Source organism: Arthrobacter sp. SO5, assembly GCF_020532805.1.
Lineage (GTDB): Bacteria > Actinomycetota > Actinomycetes > Actinomycetales > Micrococcaceae > Arthrobacter.
Map to the genome: position 1 here is coordinate 1 of NZ_MQTQ01000047.1, position 15,767 is coordinate 15,767.

General features: G+C 67.4%; 18 protein-coding genes. 9 read left to right on the plus strand and 9 right to left on the minus strand.

The window, feature by feature from the left end:
- Positions 1-74: 74 nt before the first annotated feature.
- The gene (locus tag BJG92_RS08300) at positions 75-1,148 is read right to left on the minus strand and encodes an ATP-dependent DNA ligase (RefSeq protein ID WP_232083559.1); all 1,074 of its coding nucleotides are present in this window, start codon (positions 1,146-1,148) and stop codon (positions 75-77) included.
- A gap of 198 nt (positions 1,149-1,346) precedes the next feature.
- Between BJG92_RS08300 and BJG92_RS08305 the strand changes: the two genes are divergently transcribed.
- Positions 1,347-1,583 carry a hypothetical protein gene (locus BJG92_RS08305; protein WP_232083560.1) on the plus strand — a complete coding sequence of 79 codons (237 nt, stop codon included), beginning with the start codon at positions 1,347-1,349 and terminating at the stop codon, positions 1,581-1,583.
- 3 nt (positions 1,584-1,586) lie between these two features.
- Here BJG92_RS08305 and BJG92_RS08310 read toward each other — a convergent pair whose 3' ends face one another.
- From BJG92_RS08310 to BJG92_RS08320, 3 genes are all read right to left on the minus strand, one after another.
- Complete coding sequence (locus BJG92_RS08310) at positions 1,587-1,874, minus strand: MoaD/ThiS family protein (RefSeq protein WP_232083561.1); 288 nt, start codon at positions 1,872-1,874, stop codon at positions 1,587-1,589.
- Positions 1,875-1,882: 8 nt separating this feature from the next.
- Positions 1,883-3,028, minus strand: a complete 1,146-nt coding sequence (locus BJG92_RS08315) for an exo-alpha-sialidase (protein ID WP_232083562.1) — start codon at positions 3,026-3,028, stop codon at positions 1,883-1,885.
- Positions 3,029-3,113: 85 nt separating this feature from the next.
- Complete coding sequence (locus BJG92_RS08320; protein WP_232083574.1) at positions 3,114-3,314, minus strand: hypothetical protein; 201 nt, start codon at positions 3,312-3,314, stop codon at positions 3,114-3,116.
- A 171-nt stretch (positions 3,315-3,485) separates the two neighbouring features.
- On the opposite strand from BJG92_RS08320, the gene BJG92_RS08325 reads away from it, so the two are divergent.
- From BJG92_RS08325 to BJG92_RS08340, 4 genes are all read left to right on the plus strand, one after another.
- Complete coding sequence (locus tag BJG92_RS08325) at positions 3,486-3,998, plus strand: universal stress protein (RefSeq protein WP_232083563.1); 513 nt, start codon at positions 3,486-3,488, stop codon at positions 3,996-3,998.
- Positions 3,999-4,241: 243 nt separating this feature from the next.
- Complete coding sequence (locus BJG92_RS08330) at positions 4,242-4,586, plus strand: metal-sensitive transcriptional regulator (RefSeq protein WP_232083564.1); 345 nt, start codon at positions 4,242-4,244, stop codon at positions 4,584-4,586.
- Between the two features lie 67 nt (positions 4,587-4,653).
- Positions 4,654-4,884 (plus strand): heavy-metal-associated domain-containing protein, encoded by a 231-nt coding sequence (locus tag BJG92_RS08335; protein WP_232083575.1) that lies wholly within the window; start codon positions 4,654-4,656, stop codon positions 4,882-4,884.
- A gap of 44 nt (positions 4,885-4,928) precedes the next feature.
- A complete protein-coding gene (locus tag BJG92_RS08340; protein WP_232083565.1) occupies positions 4,929-7,325 on the plus strand; it encodes a cation-translocating P-type ATPase in 2,397 nt (798 codons plus the stop codon).
- Positions 7,326-7,397: 72 nt separating this feature from the next.
- Here BJG92_RS08340 and BJG92_RS08345 read toward each other — a convergent pair whose 3' ends face one another.
- Positions 7,398-8,354: a DMT family transporter gene (locus BJG92_RS08345; protein ID WP_232083576.1), complete on the minus strand. Its 957-nt coding sequence runs from the start codon at positions 8,352-8,354 to the stop codon at positions 7,398-7,400.
- 191 nt (positions 8,355-8,545) lie between these two features.
- On the opposite strand from BJG92_RS08345, the gene BJG92_RS08350 reads away from it, so the two are divergent.
- Positions 8,546-9,088 carry a CGNR zinc finger domain-containing protein gene (locus BJG92_RS08350; protein WP_232083566.1) on the plus strand — a complete coding sequence of 181 codons (543 nt, stop codon included), beginning with the start codon at positions 8,546-8,548 and terminating at the stop codon, positions 9,086-9,088.
- A 50-nt stretch (positions 9,089-9,138) separates the two neighbouring features.
- Here the strand turns inward: BJG92_RS08350 and BJG92_RS08355 are convergent, their stop codons facing one another.
- From BJG92_RS08355 to BJG92_RS08365, 3 genes are all read right to left on the minus strand, one after another.
- On the minus strand, positions 9,139-9,507 hold the full coding sequence (locus BJG92_RS08355) for a hypothetical protein (RefSeq protein ID WP_232083567.1): 369 nt from the start codon (positions 9,505-9,507) through the stop codon (positions 9,139-9,141).
- An 85-nt stretch (positions 9,508-9,592) separates the two neighbouring features.
- Positions 9,593-10,186, minus strand: a complete 594-nt coding sequence (locus BJG92_RS08360; RefSeq protein ID WP_232083568.1) for a hypothetical protein — start codon at positions 10,184-10,186, stop codon at positions 9,593-9,595.
- Positions 10,187-10,195: 9 nt separating this feature from the next.
- Positions 10,196-11,554 (minus strand): MATE family efflux transporter, encoded by a 1,359-nt coding sequence (locus BJG92_RS08365; protein ID WP_232083569.1) that lies wholly within the window; start codon positions 11,552-11,554, stop codon positions 10,196-10,198.
- A 143-nt stretch (positions 11,555-11,697) separates the two neighbouring features.
- On the opposite strand from BJG92_RS08365, the gene BJG92_RS08370 reads away from it, so the two are divergent.
- On the plus strand, positions 11,698-12,696 hold the full coding sequence (locus BJG92_RS08370) for an acyl-CoA thioesterase (protein WP_232083570.1): 999 nt from the start codon (positions 11,698-11,700) through the stop codon (positions 12,694-12,696).
- On the opposite strand, the gene dnaB is transcribed toward BJG92_RS08370, so the two are convergent.
- Positions 12,693-14,075 (minus strand): replicative DNA helicase, encoded by a 1,383-nt coding sequence (dnaB, locus tag BJG92_RS08375; protein WP_232083571.1) that lies wholly within the window; start codon positions 14,073-14,075, stop codon positions 12,693-12,695. The two genes, BJG92_RS08370 and dnaB, sit on opposite strands and share 4 nt — an antisense overlap.
- 576 nt (positions 14,076-14,651) lie before the next feature.
- Between dnaB and BJG92_RS08380 the strand changes: the two genes are divergently transcribed.
- Together BJG92_RS08380 and BJG92_RS08385 are read left to right on the plus strand one after the other, a co-directional pair.
- On the plus strand, positions 14,652-15,119 hold the full coding sequence (locus BJG92_RS08380; RefSeq protein WP_232083572.1) for a hypothetical protein: 468 nt from the start codon (positions 14,652-14,654) through the stop codon (positions 15,117-15,119).
- Positions 15,120-15,123: 4 nt separating this feature from the next.
- Complete coding sequence (locus BJG92_RS08385; protein ID WP_232083573.1) at positions 15,124-15,693, plus strand: hypothetical protein; 570 nt, start codon at positions 15,124-15,126, stop codon at positions 15,691-15,693.
- Positions 15,694-15,767: the final 74 nt, after the last annotated feature.

A 15,767-nucleotide genomic window follows, 5' to 3' on the forward strand; every position in this document is an offset into this window, starting at 1 on the left:
GGTGTGTGTGGTAACCACCAACCTAAGAGGTCTTCACCCTTTCACCGTGTAACCAACGTCCTGGCCGAGTACACCTAGTTGCGCATCCCCAGCACGGCCGCCAGGTCATAGGAGACCGGTTCCTCAAGCTGTTCATAGGTGCAGGAGGACGGCTCCCGGTCCGGGCGCCAGCGTACGAACTGCGCGGTGTGCCGGAACCGCGCACCCTCCATGTGGTCGTATTTCACTTCGACGACGCGTTCCGGGCGGAGCGGTACGAAGGACAGGTCCTTGCCGCCGCTCCACCGGCTGCCGGTGGCATTGCGCGGCGTCCGGACGCCCTCTTCCTGCCGGGCCCGGTCCCACGGGTGCGGCTCGAATCCCGTCACGAGGGGCTGGAGTTCCTCGAACAGCTCGTTGCGGCGCTGCAGCGGGAAGGCGCCGACCACCCCCACGTTCGCGAGTCCGCCGTCGGCGTCGTAGAGCCCCAGCAGCAGCGAACCAACACGGTCCGGTCCGCTCGTATGCACCCGATAGCCGGCCAGGACACAGTCAGCGGTGCGTTCATGCTTGATCTTGAACATCGCGCGCTTGTCAGGCTGGTAGGCGCTGTCCAGGGCCTTGGCCACGATTCCGTCCAGGCCGGCGCCCTCGAACTGGCTGAACCATTGCCCGGCCGTCCCGCGGTCCCGGGTCACAGCCGTCAGATGGATAGGCGCGGCGCTCCCGGCAAGCACCCGTTCCAGCGCCGCCCGCCGCTCCGCGAAGGGGCGTGCCGTGAGGTCCTCGTCCCCGAGGGCCAGGAGGTCAAACGCGACAAAGCTCGCCGGGGTCTGTTCGGCCAGCAGCCGGACCCTGCTCTCCGCCGGATGGATCCGCTGCTGGAGCCCGTCGAAATCGAGCCTGTCCCCGGCGGCCCCGACCAGAATAATCTCGCCGTCGAGCACACAGCGCCGTGGCAGGTTGGCTTTCAGCGATGCTACGAGTTCCGGGAAGTAGCGGGTCAGCGGCTTGCCGTTGCGGCTGCCGATCTCCACCTCCTCCCCGTCACGGAAGATGATGGACCGGAATCCGTCCCACTTCGGCTCGAACGCCATCCGCCCCTCGGGCAACGCATTCACGGCCTTCGCCAGCATCGGCGCAACAGGTGGCATCAGGGGCAGTCGCATAGCGCCATTCTTGCGCCGCGCTCCGCTTCGCACCAGAGGGCAAACTACAGGGCACCATTCCGCGGGCACGGGTGTAACAACCCCGGCGCGCACAACTTACCCAGCGCTTACGGGGCGGAAACGCGTCGGCAACATTGGCACAGCACACTGGAAGCGCCGGCAACAGCAGGCACCAGCTCCAGTCAGGGAGGCCCCGCCATGTTGAAGGAAGCCAAAGCCCGTGGGACCCGTATCCGCTCCCTGGAGCAGCTGCACCGCGGCGACGAGATCGAGGCCCGACTGAAGGTCGGCCCGAATTACGACGACGTCGTGATCCGCCGCGGGAGCGTCCAGGAAACCGCGCCCGGAATCGGCGTCGTCTGGATCCTGGACCGGGTGAGCGGGCTGCGCAAGGCTATCAACACGGACGAATGCAGCCTTTGGCGCGTTGCCTGAGGCTCAGCCCCCCGCGACGGACTGGATGATCAGGACTTCCTGGCCCGGGAGCACCTCGGTGGACAGGCCCTGCAGGCGGCGGATTTCATTACCGTTGACGTATATATTCACGAATCGCCGGACCGCCCCCGTCTCGTCCCGCAGCCGCCGTGAAAGGGCCGGGTAGTCTCCGGTCACCGTATCCAGCAATCCGGCAACCGTTAACGCCCCGTCGGCGGAGGCAGTCAGGACGGACTGCCCGCCAGCCAGCGGCTGGAGCACGCTGGGCAGCACCACCGAAACGTCAGCCACGGACGTGCTCAGGCGTTCAGTGCAGCGCTTGTCACGGCGCCGGGCACGAGGGCCGCGGACACAGTTGAGGCCCGGACACACAACACATCCGGCAGGTGCGAGGCCACCTCCGTGAAGTGTTCGCCCTCATCGGCGCTGGCGTAAACGCTGCCGCCGCGCGTCCCGAAGTAGACGCCGGCCGGTTCGGCCGCGTCGACGCACGCAGCGTCCCGGAGCACCGCGTTGAACTCGACGGCCGGCAGCCCGTTGTCCAGCCGTTTCCACGTCCGGCCGGCATCGTCGGTGCGGTGCACGGCAAGTTTGCCTTCCGGCGGAATCCGTTCGCCGTCAGCCTTGAGCGGGATTACCCAGGCCGTGCCCGCACGGCGGGGATGGGTCAGCATCACGAAGCCGAAGTCCGCCGGCAGGCCTTCAGCGATCGATTCCCAGTTCTCGGCGTCGTCGTCTGTGCGGTAGACGCCGTGATGGTTCTGCGCGTACAGGCGCCCGTCGACGGCCGCGTCCGCGGCGATCTTATGGACGCACTGGCCGAACTCAGGATTCGGGTCAGGCATGAAGTAGGCGGAGATCCCCTTGTTGCGGGGTTCCCAGGACGTCCCGCCGTCGAGCGAGCGGTAGACCCCGCCGGTGCTCATGGCCACGTGCACCTTCTCGCCGGAGGGGTCAACGATGATCGAGTGTGCAGCGGCGCCGCCGTAGCCTGCACCCCATTCCGTGCGGTGCGGGTGATCCCAGAGTCCCCGGTTCAGCTCGAAATGTTCCCCGCCGTCGGTGGATTTCCACACAGAGATCGGCTCGCAGCCGGCCCAGACGACGCCCGGGCGGGAGTCCGCATCGGGGTGGATCTGCCATACCCGCTCAAGCGCCGCGCCGGTGCCCTCGGGAAAGCGGATGGCGCCCTCTTCGGGTTCGCTCCACGTCACGCCGAGGTCGTCGGAGTGGAAGACTGTGGGGCCCCAGTGCTCGGACCGGACCCCGACGAGAATCCGGGTCCGGCCGTCACGGGTATCGATGCCGATGCTGGGAACTTCGCTCATCAGGAAATGCGGGCCGGAAAGGGACCATTCCTTGCGGTCAGGGCTGGTCGCCAGCCACAGCCCTTTTTTGGTTCCAATCGCCAGGACAAAACTCTCTGCGGTAGACATGCCCCCCATGCAACCACCCCGGCAGGCCGGCCGCAATGCTTCCCTGGCATTAGATGTGCGCAACGGGGTACGTCACGGCCACGTGCAGCCGGAGTCAGTCGACGAATTCGGATTGCGTCTGGATGAAGTCCCAATCCGCGCCGGTCAGGACACCGGAAACTGTGTCCGGAGGTGGGCCGCCCGCCGCCGCAATGCCCTGCAGTACGGGCAGGGGAAGTTCCGAAGCGCGCAGGTTCTCCCGCAGCCACTCCTTGCTCGCCAGATCCAGATCCAGCCACCACATGAAGATTTCCACCGCAGTCACCCTTTCCTTGGTACTTCAACGTTAAGCGCGGCACCGGAGGTCTTCAAGGTGCCGGAGCTGCCGCGGGTGCGACGGCCCCGGGCCGGCGTGCGCAGCGCACCGGCCCGGACGCGCAGGAATTATGGCCCTGTTCAAGCCGGTGTACCGGGGCAAGAATTGAGTATGTCTGCGATGAGTTTCAGCGGGCCGGCTCCGCTCGTGGTGGGCGTGCTGCCGGGACAGGGCCCGGGCGTGCTGCGAACCGCTGCGGCGCTGGCGAAGCGGCTCGAGGCTCCGTTGATCTGCGCCCACGTGGACGAGGCGAGCTACCTCGTGGAGTGGGACCCGGCGCGGTCCGCGCACCGGCTATCACTCCACCCGGACACAAACAACACCGAAATCAAAGCCGTGAACCTGGAGCTGCGGTCTGCCATCGGGGCTGCCTGCGATGACCTCGGAATCGTGTGGACCCTCCGGACCCTGGCGGGCGATCCGGCCCGGGCACTTGGCAGGCTGGCCGCGGAAACCGGTGCGGCGATGATCATCGTCGGCACTCCCGAACCGGGCCTGGGCCACCGAATTACGGCCGCGCTCAATGGCTCCGTCGCTGCGTGGCTCAGCCATCACCAGGAGCACCCGATCCTGATCGTCCCTTTACGGGCGCCGGTCCACCACCAGACAGCCCGGCGCACCTGAGCCTGCCCGGACGGCAAAGTACAGCGAAAGAAGTTATTCACGGCACTGGATTTCTTTCGCCGCCGCCACGTAAACTGGACGTCGTAGCCCAATGGAGGGTCTACCCAAGAACCGCTCCGGAGTGCGTATCCCCCAATAACGCACTCCGGAGCTCTTTAATGTCCGGACGAAGTTCTGGTCCGCGGGCCGACGATGCACCCGCGGGTACTTGCGCCATACCCCTAGGGGGTATATGTTGGGCTCATGAACGACCCCCAGATCCCCGCCATGGAGCCGACCGGCTCGGAACACCCCCAGCACGGCTACAGCCCCAACAAGGACGCCTACTTGCTCCGGCTCAAACGGATCGAGGGCCAGGTGCGCGGCATCGCCCGGATGGTCGATGAGGACAAATACTGCATCGACATCCTCACCCAGGTCGCGGCCGTGACCAAGGCTCTGCACGCCGTCAGCCTCGGACTGGTGGAGGAACACATCGGCCACTGCGTCGTCGGTGCGGCATCCGAACCCGATCCGGAGCTTCGCACGCAAGCTATCGACGTCAAAGTCAAGGAGGCCACCGATGCCATCGGCCGGCTGCTGCGGTAGCGCCACCACCACCCACCACACGATCGGACTGCGTAACCCGCAGCAGACCACCTCCAAGGAGCACGCCATGAGCACCGTTTCCACCACCATCAGCGTTTCCGGCATGACCTGCGCCCACTGCGTTTCCTCCGTCAGCGAAGAGCTCGAGTCGCTGGCCGGCGTCGAGGCTGTCGACGTCGACCTCCACTCCGGCGGGATCTCCACCGTCACCATCACGTCCACCGCGAACCTGGCCTCCGCCGAGATCGGCGAGGCCGTTGCCGAGGCGGGCTACATGGTGGTGGCCAATCACGCCTGAGCACCGCCCCGCCATCACCCCAGGCACGCAACAAAAGGATCACTGTGAGTAATGAGCAACTGCTGGACCAGCCCGGAAGCCGGGTGATCGACCTCGACATCGAGGGCATGACCTGCGCGTCGTGCGTCGGCCGGGTCGAACGAAAGCTCGGAAAACTCGACGGCGTCCAGGCCTCGGTCAACCTGCCGCTTGAGTCGGCCCACGTTACCGTTCCGGCCGGAATCACCAACGATCAGATCATGGCCACGGTGGCCGCAGCAGGCTACAAGGCCACAGTCCGCGCCGGCCGCGAGCGCACCCGGCAGGTATTTCCTGTCCCGGCCAGCGAACCGGCCGATGCTTCCTCTGCCGAACAGGGCGGCACGGCCGGGCGCATCGGTGACCGTTCAGCGTCAATCAACCGTTCACCGTCAACCGCGGATGACCACATGGCTCACGGCGGCGCCGCGGCAAGGCTGCGTCCCCGGCTCATCGTCGCCGCCATCCTCACCATCCCGGTATTCCTGATGTCGATGCTCCCGGCCTTCCAGTTCGCCAACTGGGGCTGGGTGGCAGGCGCCCTCGCCCTGCCCGTGGTCAGCTGGGCGGCCTGGCCCTTCCACCGCGCCGCCGCCGTCAATGCACGGCACTTCGCGTCCACCATGGATACGCTCGTGTCCATCGGCGTGACCGCGGCCTACGCCTTTTCCGCCTGGCAGCTGGCGGCCGACCCCGGCATGACCGGGCACCAGCAAGATGGGGCCCCCATGGAAGGCATGGGTGGCGGCCTCTACTTCGAGGTGGCGTCCGTTGTCACCACGTTCCTGCTGCTGGGCCGCTATCTCGAGGCCAACGCCAAGCAAAAGGCGGGCAACGCGCTCAGGGCCCTGCTGAACCTGGGTGCCAAGGATGCCACTGTTCTCCGGGACGGCGTCGAGGAAATGATTCCGGCCGAGGACCTTGACGTGGGGGACGTCATCGTGGTCCGGCCAGGCGAAAAGATCGCCACGGACGGCGTCGTCATCGAAGGCACCTCCGCCGTCGACGCCTCGCTGGTTACGGGCGAATCCGTGCCTGTGGACGTCGGCCCGGACAGCCTCGTCACCGGCGCCACGATCAACACCTCCGGCCGGCTCCTGGTCCGCGCCACCCGCGTGGGTTCGGAGACCACCCTGGCCCAGATGGGCCGGCTGGTGTCCCAGGCGCAGACGGGCAAGGCCCCGATTGCGCGCCTCGCGGACCGGATCAGCGCCGTCTTCGTGCCGGTTGTCCTCGCCGTCGCCGCCATCACCTTCGCAGCGTGGCTGCTCGCGGCCGGGCCCGACGTCAGCGATGCCGAACTCCGCGCCGCGTTCACGGCCGCCGTCGCCGTGCTCGTCATTGCCTGCCCCTGCGCCCTGGGCCTTGCCACCCCGGTAGGCCTCCTCACCGGCACCGGGCGGGGAGCCCAGCTGGGCATCCTCATCAAGGGCCCGCAGGTCCTCGAGGACACCCGCACCGTGGACACGATCCTGCTGGACAAGACCGGCACCGTCACCACCGGCCACCTCGCGGTGGACGGCGTCGAGGCGTTTGCCCCCTTCAGCCAGGCCGACGTCCTGCGCCTGGCCGGGACGGTTGAGTCAGCCTCCGAGCACCCGATCGCCCGCGCTATTGCCGCGGCGGCGCTCTCCGCCGAAATGCTCAAGGACGACGCCGGCGGGCTAGGCGCCGTTGCCGGGTTCCGTTCGGCCCCCGGCGGCGGAGTCCGGGGCACCGTTGACGGGCGCCGGGTCACCGCCGGCCGGACGGGCTGGCTGCAGGGAAACGGGGTCACCCTGACGCCCGGCCAGCATGCCGATCTTGGCAAGGCCGAGGAATCCGGTGCCACCGCGATCTGGGTCGCGGTGGACGGGGAGCCGGCCGGCATCATCAGCCTGCGGGATACGCTCAAGCCCGGCTCGGCTGCCGCGATCGCGCGGCTCCGGGCGCTCGGGCTCCGGCCCATCCTGCTGACCGGGGACAACGCCGCGGTGGCCGGCCAGGTGGCCGCCGCCGTCGGGATCACCCCCGGGGACGTCTTCGCAGGGGTGCTGCCGGAAGGCAAGGTAGCCGCCGTCCGGAAGCTGCAGGCGGACGGCGCCATCGTGGCCATGGCCGGCGACGGCGTCAACGACGCCGCGGCCCTGGCCCAGGCGGACCTGGGCATCGCCATGGGCTCCGGCACCGACGTCGCCATCGAGGCTGCCGACCTGACCGTGATGGGCAACGAACTCGGGCAGGTGGCCCAGGCCATCGAACTGTCCCGCCGGACCCTGGCCATCATCAAGACCAACCTCTTCTGGGCGTTTTTCTACAATGCCGTCGGGATCCCGGTGGCGGCCCTGGGCCTGCTCAACCCCATGATCGCAGGCGCCGCGATGGCCGCCAGTTCCGTGCTGGTGGTGGCCAACTCCCTCCGGCTGCGCAGCTTCGGCAAATAGGCGCCGGCCGGACAGCTTGGGGCACTGGATCCAGGTCACCCGGGCGCTGCCGGAGACCGCGCTCTAGCCGGCTCACGGAACGGGTTCGACGTCGTTCGCGTGGTCCAGTGCCGCCGGCAGCGGCTGCACGGGCGCGGCCCGGAGCTCGTCCGTCCGGACCAGCACTACTCCGCCGACAATCAGGATCCCGCCCAGGAGCTGGATGGGGCCGGGAAGTTCGCCGAGCAGCAGCCAGGCCCAGATCACAGCGAAGAGGACCTCGGTCAGCGAGACAAAGGATGCCACCTTGGACCCGAGCGCCCGGGCCGCCACGATGCCGGAGACATAGGCCAGCACAGTGGCCAGCACGACGAGACCGCCGAGGGCAACCCACCAGGGGGCGGTCCACGGGCCGAGGCGCGTGTCGGCGGCGCTGAAGGCCATCGGCAGCAGTCCGGTTGCTGCGGCCAGCCACATCACAATGGCTCCCACCATCAGCCCGCCGGAGGCAAGGACGATCGGCGGGAGCGTGTCGTTTTCCCTGGCTGTGATGAAGAAGTAGATGGCAAGGCAGACTGCAGCTGCGATCCCCCACAACACTCCGATGAAGTCGATCTTGACGGCACCCGCAAGGTCCAGGACCAGGACCAGTCCGCCCAGGGACAGCAGAGTGCCGGCGACGGTCAGCGGACGCGGCCGTTTCCTGCTGGCGGCCCAGAGCCACAGCACAATAATCACGGGGGCCAGGTATTCCAGCAGGAGGGCCACGCCCACGGACAGCCGGGCCACCGCATTGAAATAGAACAACTGGCAGGCGGCGACGCCGATGAGCCCGAACAGCAATATAGTGAGCCAGTTGTCCTTGAGCTGGTGCCAGCGGCCCCGGAGCGCTGGAACAGCCGGGACCGCCAGGATGAGGGCTGCCCCCGTGAGCCGCGCGGTGACCGCGGCACCGGGCGTCCAGCCCGTCTCAAGCAGCGCCTTGGCGAACGAACCGGAGAGGCCGAACACGGCCGAGGAGAAGAGTGCAACCCCCAGGCCCGAGGCCATGAACCCGGATGCGGCGCTGCCCGACGGGGCGTTGTTCTTCCCGGCGGGCAGCTGTGTGGCGGCGGATTGACCGGCTCGGCTCTGGGCCGGTGCTTCGGCGCGGCGGCGTGCGGCAGACACGGCGGCCTCCTGTCAGGAGTAAAGTAGGGTTATGGTCATGACAGTACGCCGCGGCGACGTAAGGAGTCAAGATGGTTTTCACCCCTGACACGGAAGTTGCCCTGCGTTCCGTGGTCAATCTCATCAACAGCTCCGCCAATGGCGACGAACAGCTGGCCACGACGGCGGACCTGGACCGTTTCCTCGCAGCCGAGGGCTTCACCGGATCGCGGACCCGGGATGCTGCCGAGCTGGCGAGCATCCACCGCCTCCGCGGCGAGCTGGCCGGACTCTGGCTCGCCGATGAAGTTACCGCCGTCGGCACCGTCAACCGCCTCCTGCGGGAGGCCCGGGCCCTCCCCCAGCTGGTGAAACACGACGAGTGGGACTGGCACCTGCATGCCACCACCCCGGAGGCGCCGCTGGCGGACCGGATGAGCACCGAGGCGGCGATGGCCCTCGCCGATGTGATACGCAGCAAGGAGAGGGACCGCATGCTGGTCTGCGCCGCTGAGGACTGCGACGCCGTCGTGCTGGATCTGAGCAGGAACCGCTCCAAGCGCTACTGCGACACCGGCAATTGCGCCAACCGTGCGCACGTGGCCGCCTACCGGGCCCGTAAGGCGGCCTCCTGACCGGCTCGCCCGGTGCCTCGGATCAGGGCCGGTCCGCGGAGTCCGCGGAGCTAGCGGATGCCGCCGCCGGGAGATTCGTCGCCGCCGTCTTCGGCGGCGCCGGCCCCTGATCCGGCGTTCCCGGCATGGCCTGCGTGGCCTGAGTTCCTGGAGCTCAGGTTCACGCCGGATCCCTTGCCCAGGTTTTCGGCATTGTCCTTGTGGCTCATTGAGAGCATGGCGAGCACAACGAGAATGACGATGAAGGCGATGCCCGCGGCAATGAAGGCCAAATCAAAACGGGGTGCCTTGGCGCTGCCGCCGGAAGCGAAAATGAGCGTGGCAACGAAGGCCAGCACAGCCCAGAACGCTGAGAACATGAGGGGTCCCTTGACCGAGGTCCGCAGGCTGCGCGGTTCTCCAGAATTCTGCTGTCCCAAGGTGCTTTCCTCCTGCAGCCGACGCCGGGCAGGCGTGGCAGTTTTGATCCCGCAATCGTTCTACGCGAGGTAGAACCTGTCGGTACTAGTTTACGGCCTCCGGCGAATCGGCCCGCGCATCGTGCCGCAGGGTCAGCCCCGCCAGCGTCCACAGCACACCGCTGACGATGGCCCCGCCGCCGGCGACACCGAGCAGCGCATGCGGGCCCAGGTCGATGAAGAACGGCAGCGCGGCAGCGGTGGCGAGCCCGATCACGCCGGAGGTGATCCAGTCACGCGCCAGCACGGACCGGCCCTTGGTGGAGAACCCGAGGTATAGCTCCGCGGCGCCCGCGAGGCCCAGTCCGAGCGCTGCAATGATGCCGAAGACCAGATCGGCCGGGATAAATGCGACCGCCGCGCCGGTTCCGATCAGCACGGCACCGGCGGCCGCCAGGATCTTGCCCGCAGGGGACGTGCCGGGGAGCCCGGTCTTCTTGACGCTCCAGATCAGCACGACGCCGGTGGCCAGCAGGTACAGACCCCCCGCCCAACCCATGCCCGATTCGGAGGGCGCGGCCCAGAAGACGGTCAGCGCGCCGAAGCCGAGTGCGGCGGCTGCCCGCATGAGCACGGGCTTCCACAGGTCCGCCGCGGCGGGCAGGGCGGTGGACGCGTCAGGGGCTGCGGGGAGAGTCACCCGTCCAGTTTAGTGCGAAGCGCCGAGCACCATCCACCGGTCCGTCCTCGCGCGGAAACCCAGTGTCAGCGCCCGGGCCAGCATGTATCCGAGGGAGAAGGCCGCCCACAGCCAGAGCAGCCCCGCACCACCACCGGCTCCGGACAGCCGCACGGCCAGCAGCAGCGGCAGGTAGCAGGCCAGATTTAGGACGCCGGCGATCGCCAGGTACTTCGCGTCACCCGCCCCGATCAGCACACCATCGAGGACGAAGACGCAGCCGGCGATCGGCTGGCCGGCCGCCAGCACCCACAGCGCAAGGGTGAGCGCCGACCGGACATCGGCGTCGGAAGTGAAGAGCAGCCCCGCCCAGGGCGCGGCGACCGCCAGCAGGATCCCGGTGAGCACTCCGAAGCCGGTACCCCATCGCACCATGGTGCGGGTGAGTTCGCGGGCTGCCACCGGGTGCGCGGCGCCGAGTTCTTTGCCGATCAGGGCCTGTCCGGCAATGGCGAGGGCGTCGAGGGCGAAGGCGAGGAAGGTGAAGACGGTCATCGCAAGCTGGTGGGCGGCCAGGTTGACGGGCCCTTGGGCTGCAGCCGCGACGACGGTGGCCAGGATCGCGATGCGCAGGCTCAGCGTCCGCAGCATCAGCCAGGAGCCCACTTTGGTCAGCGCCCGGATGCCGTGCCAGTCGGGCCGCAGCGACACGCCGTGGCTGCGGGCGTTGCGCTGGACCATCACCACGTAGACCAGTGCCATGGCCCACTGGGCGATGCTGGTGCCGATCGCGGAGCCGGCGACGGAGAGCTGCAGCCCGTAGACCAGGAACAGGTTGAGCACGATGTTCAGGGTGAAACCGGCGGCGGCGACGGCCAGCGGCGTCCGGGTGTCCTGCAGTCCCCGCAGCACCCCGGTCCCGGCGAAAATCAGCAGCATCGCGACGAGCCCTGGCAGGGACCAGCGCAGGTAATCCACCGCGAACGAAAGGACCTCGCCGCTGGCTCCCATCAGGTCCAGGATCGGTTCGGCGGTGAAAAATCCGGCCCCGGCGAGGACAATCCCGAGCAGCAGGGCGAGCCACACGCCGTCGCGCCCGGCGGCGACGGCTTTGGGCAGCTGCCCGGTGCCGATCGCACGCGCCACGGCCGGGGTGGTGGAGTAGGCCAGGAAGACCATCAGTCCCACCGCCGTATGCAGCACCGCTGAGGCAAGCCCGACACCGGCGAGCTGGGCCACGCCGAGGTGGCCGACGATCGCCGAATCCGCGAGCAGGAAGAGCGGTTCGGCGATCAGCGCACCCAATGCCGGCACTGCGAGGCGCAGGATTTCCCGCCGCCGGCCGGCCGGCTGTTGGAGCGTGGCGGGTCGCGTTGAAGAAGCAGGCACGGACCCACCCTAGCGGCCCTACCGGCGTCGCGCGGCGAGTTCACCGCCCGCTGGCCGCAGGCAGTCGTGCCCTGCATGGCGTCCCGGACGGAATTTGCGTCATTGCCCGCGCCGCTTCCGCGCTCCGTTAGTAAACTCACTGCATGAGTGAGACTGGCGCCAATACCGTGACCCTGCGCTTCCTTGCGGCGCCGACCGACATCGGCCACAGCGGCTCCGTCGACGCCGGCACCGTGCTGGAATGGGTGGACAAAGCTGCCTACGCCGCCGCCGTCGGCTGGGCGAAGTCCTACTGCGTGACCGCCTACGTAGGGAACATTCACTTCGCGCACCCGGTCAACAGCGGCGACATGGTGGAGGTCGCTGCCACGATCGTCTACACCGGCCGGTCCTCGATGCACATCCGCACCGTGGTGTCCTCGGGCGATCCGAAGGGCGGCCCGGCGACGATGCGCAGCCAGTGCCTGGTGATCTTCGTGGCCGTGGGCGAGGACGGCACGCCGATTGAGGTGCCGCGCTTTGAGCCGGCGAGCCCGGATGAGATCGAGCAGCGGGACCACGCGCTGGCTCGGATCAAGGTCCGTGAGGACATCGTGCAGGCCATGAGCGGACAGGAATACACCGACGCCGGCACCGCCGAACGTGTGGTCCTGAGGTTCCTGGCCGCCCCCTCGGACGTGAACTGGGGCGGCAAGGTGCACGGCGGGATCGTCATGAAGTGGATCGATGAAGCGGCCTACGTCTGTTCCTCCCGCTACTGCGGGAAGGACACCGTGGCTGTGTTCTCCGGCGGAGTCCGATTCTACCGGCCGCTGCTGATCGGCCAGGTGGTCGAGGTGGAGGCACGGCTGGTCTACACGGGCACCAAAGGCATGCACATCGCGGTCCATGTCCGCTCGGGCGATCCCAGGGGGCGGGAGCTGAACCTCACGACGTACTGCCTGACGGTCATGGTGGCCCGTGATGAGCAGGGGACTTCAGTGCCGGTTCCGCAGTGGGTTCCGGTGTCCGGGGAGGACAAACGGCTGCACGCACATGCCCGTGAACTGCTCGAAATCCGGGGACGGGCCCCCGGAAACCGGCTGCCCAACCATCTGCTGGAGCCAGGCGGCCAGAACGCCCTGCCGCCTGGCGGCCGCTAGAAGCCCCCGCCGCCGGCGTCGGCAGCCATGTTGGCGAACCGGGAGTAGTGGCCCTGGAACGCGACCACGATGTCCTTGGTGGGACCGTTGCGGTGCTTGGCAATGAGGATATCCGCTTCCCCGGCACGCGGGGATTCCTTGTCGTAGACGTCTTCGCGGTGCAGCAGGATCACCATGTCGGCATCCTGCTCGATGGAACCGGACTCACGGAGATCAGAGACCATGGGGCGCTTGTCCTGGCGCTGCTCGGAGCCACGGTTCAGCTGCGAGAGTGCGATCACAGGCACCTGCAGTTCCTTGGCGAGCAGCTTAAGCGCACGCGAGAACTCGGAGACCTCCTGCTGGCGGGATTCCACTTTCTTTCCGGAGCTCATGAGCTGGAGGTAGTCGAGGATGACGAGTTTGAGGTCATGCTGCTGCTTCAGGCGGCGGCACTTGGCGCGGATTTCCATCAAGGACATGTTGGGGCTGTCATCGATGAAAAGCGGGGCATCGTTCATCCGCCCCATCGTGGTGGCGATCTTGGACCACTGCTCGTCCTTGATGGTGCCCTTGCGCAGGTCCTGAAGGCCGATCGTGGCCTCGGCCGACAGCAGTCGCATGGCGATCTCGTTCCGGCCCATTTCCAGGGAGAACATGACGGTGGCCAGGTTGTTCTTAATGGCGGCGGAGCGTGCGAAGTCCAGCGCGAAGGTGGACTTACCGACGGCCGGGCGGGCCGCGATGACGATCATCTGCCCCGGGTGCAGGCCGTGGGTCAGCTCATCCAGTTCGTAGAAACCCGTGGGAACGCCCGTCAGTCCTTCGCCGCGGTGGCCGGAGGCCTCGATCTCGTCGACGGTGGATTCCATGACGTCCTTGAGGACGACGTAGTCTTCTGCGGTGCGGCGCTCGGCCACCGCGTAGATCTCGGCCTGCGCCTGGTTGACCAGGTCCTCGACTTCGCCGTCGGCGCCATAGCCGAGCTGGACGATCTTGGTGCCCGCGTTGACCAGGCGCCGCAGAACCGCGCGCTCGGCGACGATCTCCGCGTAGTAACCGGCGTTCGCGGCGGTGGGGACGGTCTGGATCAGCTCGTGCAGGTAGGCGGGGCCGCCGATGCGGTTAATCTCGCCGCGCTTGGTCAGTTCGTCCGAGACGGTGACGGCGTCGGCAGGTTCGCCGCGGCCGTAAAGGTCGATGATCGCCTCGTAGATCGTCTCGTGGGCGGGGCGGTAGAAGTCCTGGCCTCGCAGGATTTCAACGACGTCGGCAATAGCGTCCTTCGACAGCATCATGCCGCCCAGGACGGATTGCTCCGCGGGAATGTCCTGCGGTGGCTTGCGGCTGCCTTCGGATCCCCGGGTGCCCTCGACTGAGTCCAGATGCGTTACTGACAAAACTGCCGTCCTCCATAGTGTGCCGCGGCGGAAATCGTGGCGTTTGCCGACTGGTTTAGTCCTATCAGGCGGCTCCGACAGTCTGCCTGCACCGCCTCTATCCACAGCCCCGATCCCGGCCGTGGGCCGTCCGGAACTACGCCGGCGCCGTTCGGCGATCATCGGAGTTCCGTCTCCACGGCTCGATATCCAGCTACGTTATCCCCGTATCGGGCGGCCACCAACACGGACGGCGGGCCCGCCTGTGGATAAGCTGTGCACTACCGTCCCCAGCTTGTGCACAGCCTGTGGGAACAGCTGTGGATAGAAAAATATCTGACCGCACTATGGCGCCCTGACCTGCGGAAACACAGCTTTTGTCTTGTGGACACAGAACTATTTTCGGAAAGCTTCATCCACAGCTTGCAGTCTGTGGCTGGGGATATGCGGTACAGCAGGAGGCCATAGTCGGCACGAAATATGCGCATTCTGTGATGGGTCTCACGGAAAGGCGCCGAATTGACGGGCGGAATGGCCCGCTGTAGGGACCTGCCGGAACATACTGTGGATAACCGGGATCTGGCATAAGCTCTACACATGGGCGATGTATTGCTAGTCATACTGCCTGCCCTCATCCTGGCGGCAGTCCTCTGGGCCGTCACTGCTGCGCTGAGACCCCGCGAATTCGGCCTATCCGATGCCGATCGCTATCAGCAGGAACTGGCCGTGCGTTCCCAGGCCCACTACGCCGAGCAGGTCCGGGTCGCGACCGCAGCGCGGGCCCGGGTGGATGCCGTCACCCGTCCCAGCCAGAACGAGCAGCAGCAATCGCAGCAGGCCGATCATGCCCGGGCGGCCTTGCGCGCTCAAACCGGCTCCGCTCCGGGCGTGGGACAGCCCGGCTACCAGGGTGCGGTTCTGCCCGGCGGCCAGCTTAATCCGCAGTTTGCCCTGCAGCTCCAGACGTTGGCCCGGAACAGCAAGAAGATCCAGGCCATCAAAATGTTCCGGCAGGCGACACACTCAGATCTCTTGACCGCCAAAAATTATGTAGATCGGCTTTAGTTTCATGGAACCCCTGTTCTTCCCCGTCCTGATCCTGGCCGTTGTGGCAGTCGGAGTGCTGCTGGCCGCGCGGGCAATTAGCCGCCGGGGCGCCCAGCCGCGGCCGGAAGCCGCGCCGGCGCCCGGCCGTAACTCTGTGGAGCTTGCCCGCGCCGCCGCTGCGAAGCTCAACCAGGAGGAGCACCGCCACCTGTACGCGCTCATCGCCCAGGGACAGGCCATGGCCGCCATCAAGCTGTACTTCGAGGCCACCGGGGACGGCCTGCGGGCCTCCCGGGACGCCGTGGGAGCGCTGGCGGCCCATCCCCAGCCCTTCCGGCAGGAAGTCCCCGAACCGGACGGCACTGACGACGACGACACCCCGCAGCGTTTCGCCTACCGCTACCGCGCGATCGCCAGCAAAGGCGACGTTACCCGCGAGGTCAGCAGCAACATGCTCAATGACGAGATTTACGGCAGGATCCGCACGTTGGCCAAGAGCGGCGACGCCGAGGCTGCCGCGATGGCCCTCACCCGCCACTCGGACATCACCATCAAGCAGGCCCGGGAGTTTATCGCGCTGCTGGACGACTAGGAGACTGCTGAATTAATCGGGAGGCGTTAAGGCGCGTCGGCTGGACTGGTGGGGCTGGTGGTTAAGACTGGTTG

Coding starts and splice junctions, on each gene's coding strand:
- BJG92_RS08300 (WP_232083559.1), bottom strand. CDS start 1,148: ATGCGACTGCCCCTGATGCCACCTGTTGCGCCGATGCTGGCGAAGGCC.
- BJG92_RS08305 (WP_232083560.1), top strand. CDS start 1,347: ATGTTGAAGGAAGCCAAAGCCCGTGGGACCCGTATCCGCTCCCTGGAG.
- BJG92_RS08315 (WP_232083562.1), bottom strand. CDS start 3,028: ATGGGGGGCATGTCTACCGCAGAGAGTTTTGTCCTGGCGATTGGAACC.
- BJG92_RS08325 (WP_232083563.1), top strand. CDS start 3,486: ATGTCTGCGATGAGTTTCAGCGGGCCGGCTCCGCTCGTGGTGGGCGTG.
- BJG92_RS08330 (WP_232083564.1), top strand. CDS start 4,242: ATGAACGACCCCCAGATCCCCGCCATGGAGCCGACCGGCTCGGAACAC.
- BJG92_RS08335 (WP_232083575.1), top strand. CDS start 4,654: ATGAGCACCGTTTCCACCACCATCAGCGTTTCCGGCATGACCTGCGCC.
- BJG92_RS08345 (WP_232083576.1), bottom strand. CDS start 8,354: ATGGCCTCGGGCCTGGGGGTTGCACTCTTCTCCTCGGCCGTGTTCGGC.
- BJG92_RS08350 (WP_232083566.1), top strand. CDS start 8,546: ATGGTTTTCACCCCTGACACGGAAGTTGCCCTGCGTTCCGTGGTCAAT.
- BJG92_RS08370 (WP_232083570.1), top strand. CDS start 11,698: ATGAGTGAGACTGGCGCCAATACCGTGACCCTGCGCTTCCTTGCGGCG.
- BJG92_RS08380 (WP_232083572.1), top strand. CDS start 14,652: ATGGGCGATGTATTGCTAGTCATACTGCCTGCCCTCATCCTGGCGGCA.
- BJG92_RS08385 (WP_232083573.1), top strand. CDS start 15,124: ATGGAACCCCTGTTCTTCCCCGTCCTGATCCTGGCCGTTGTGGCAGTC.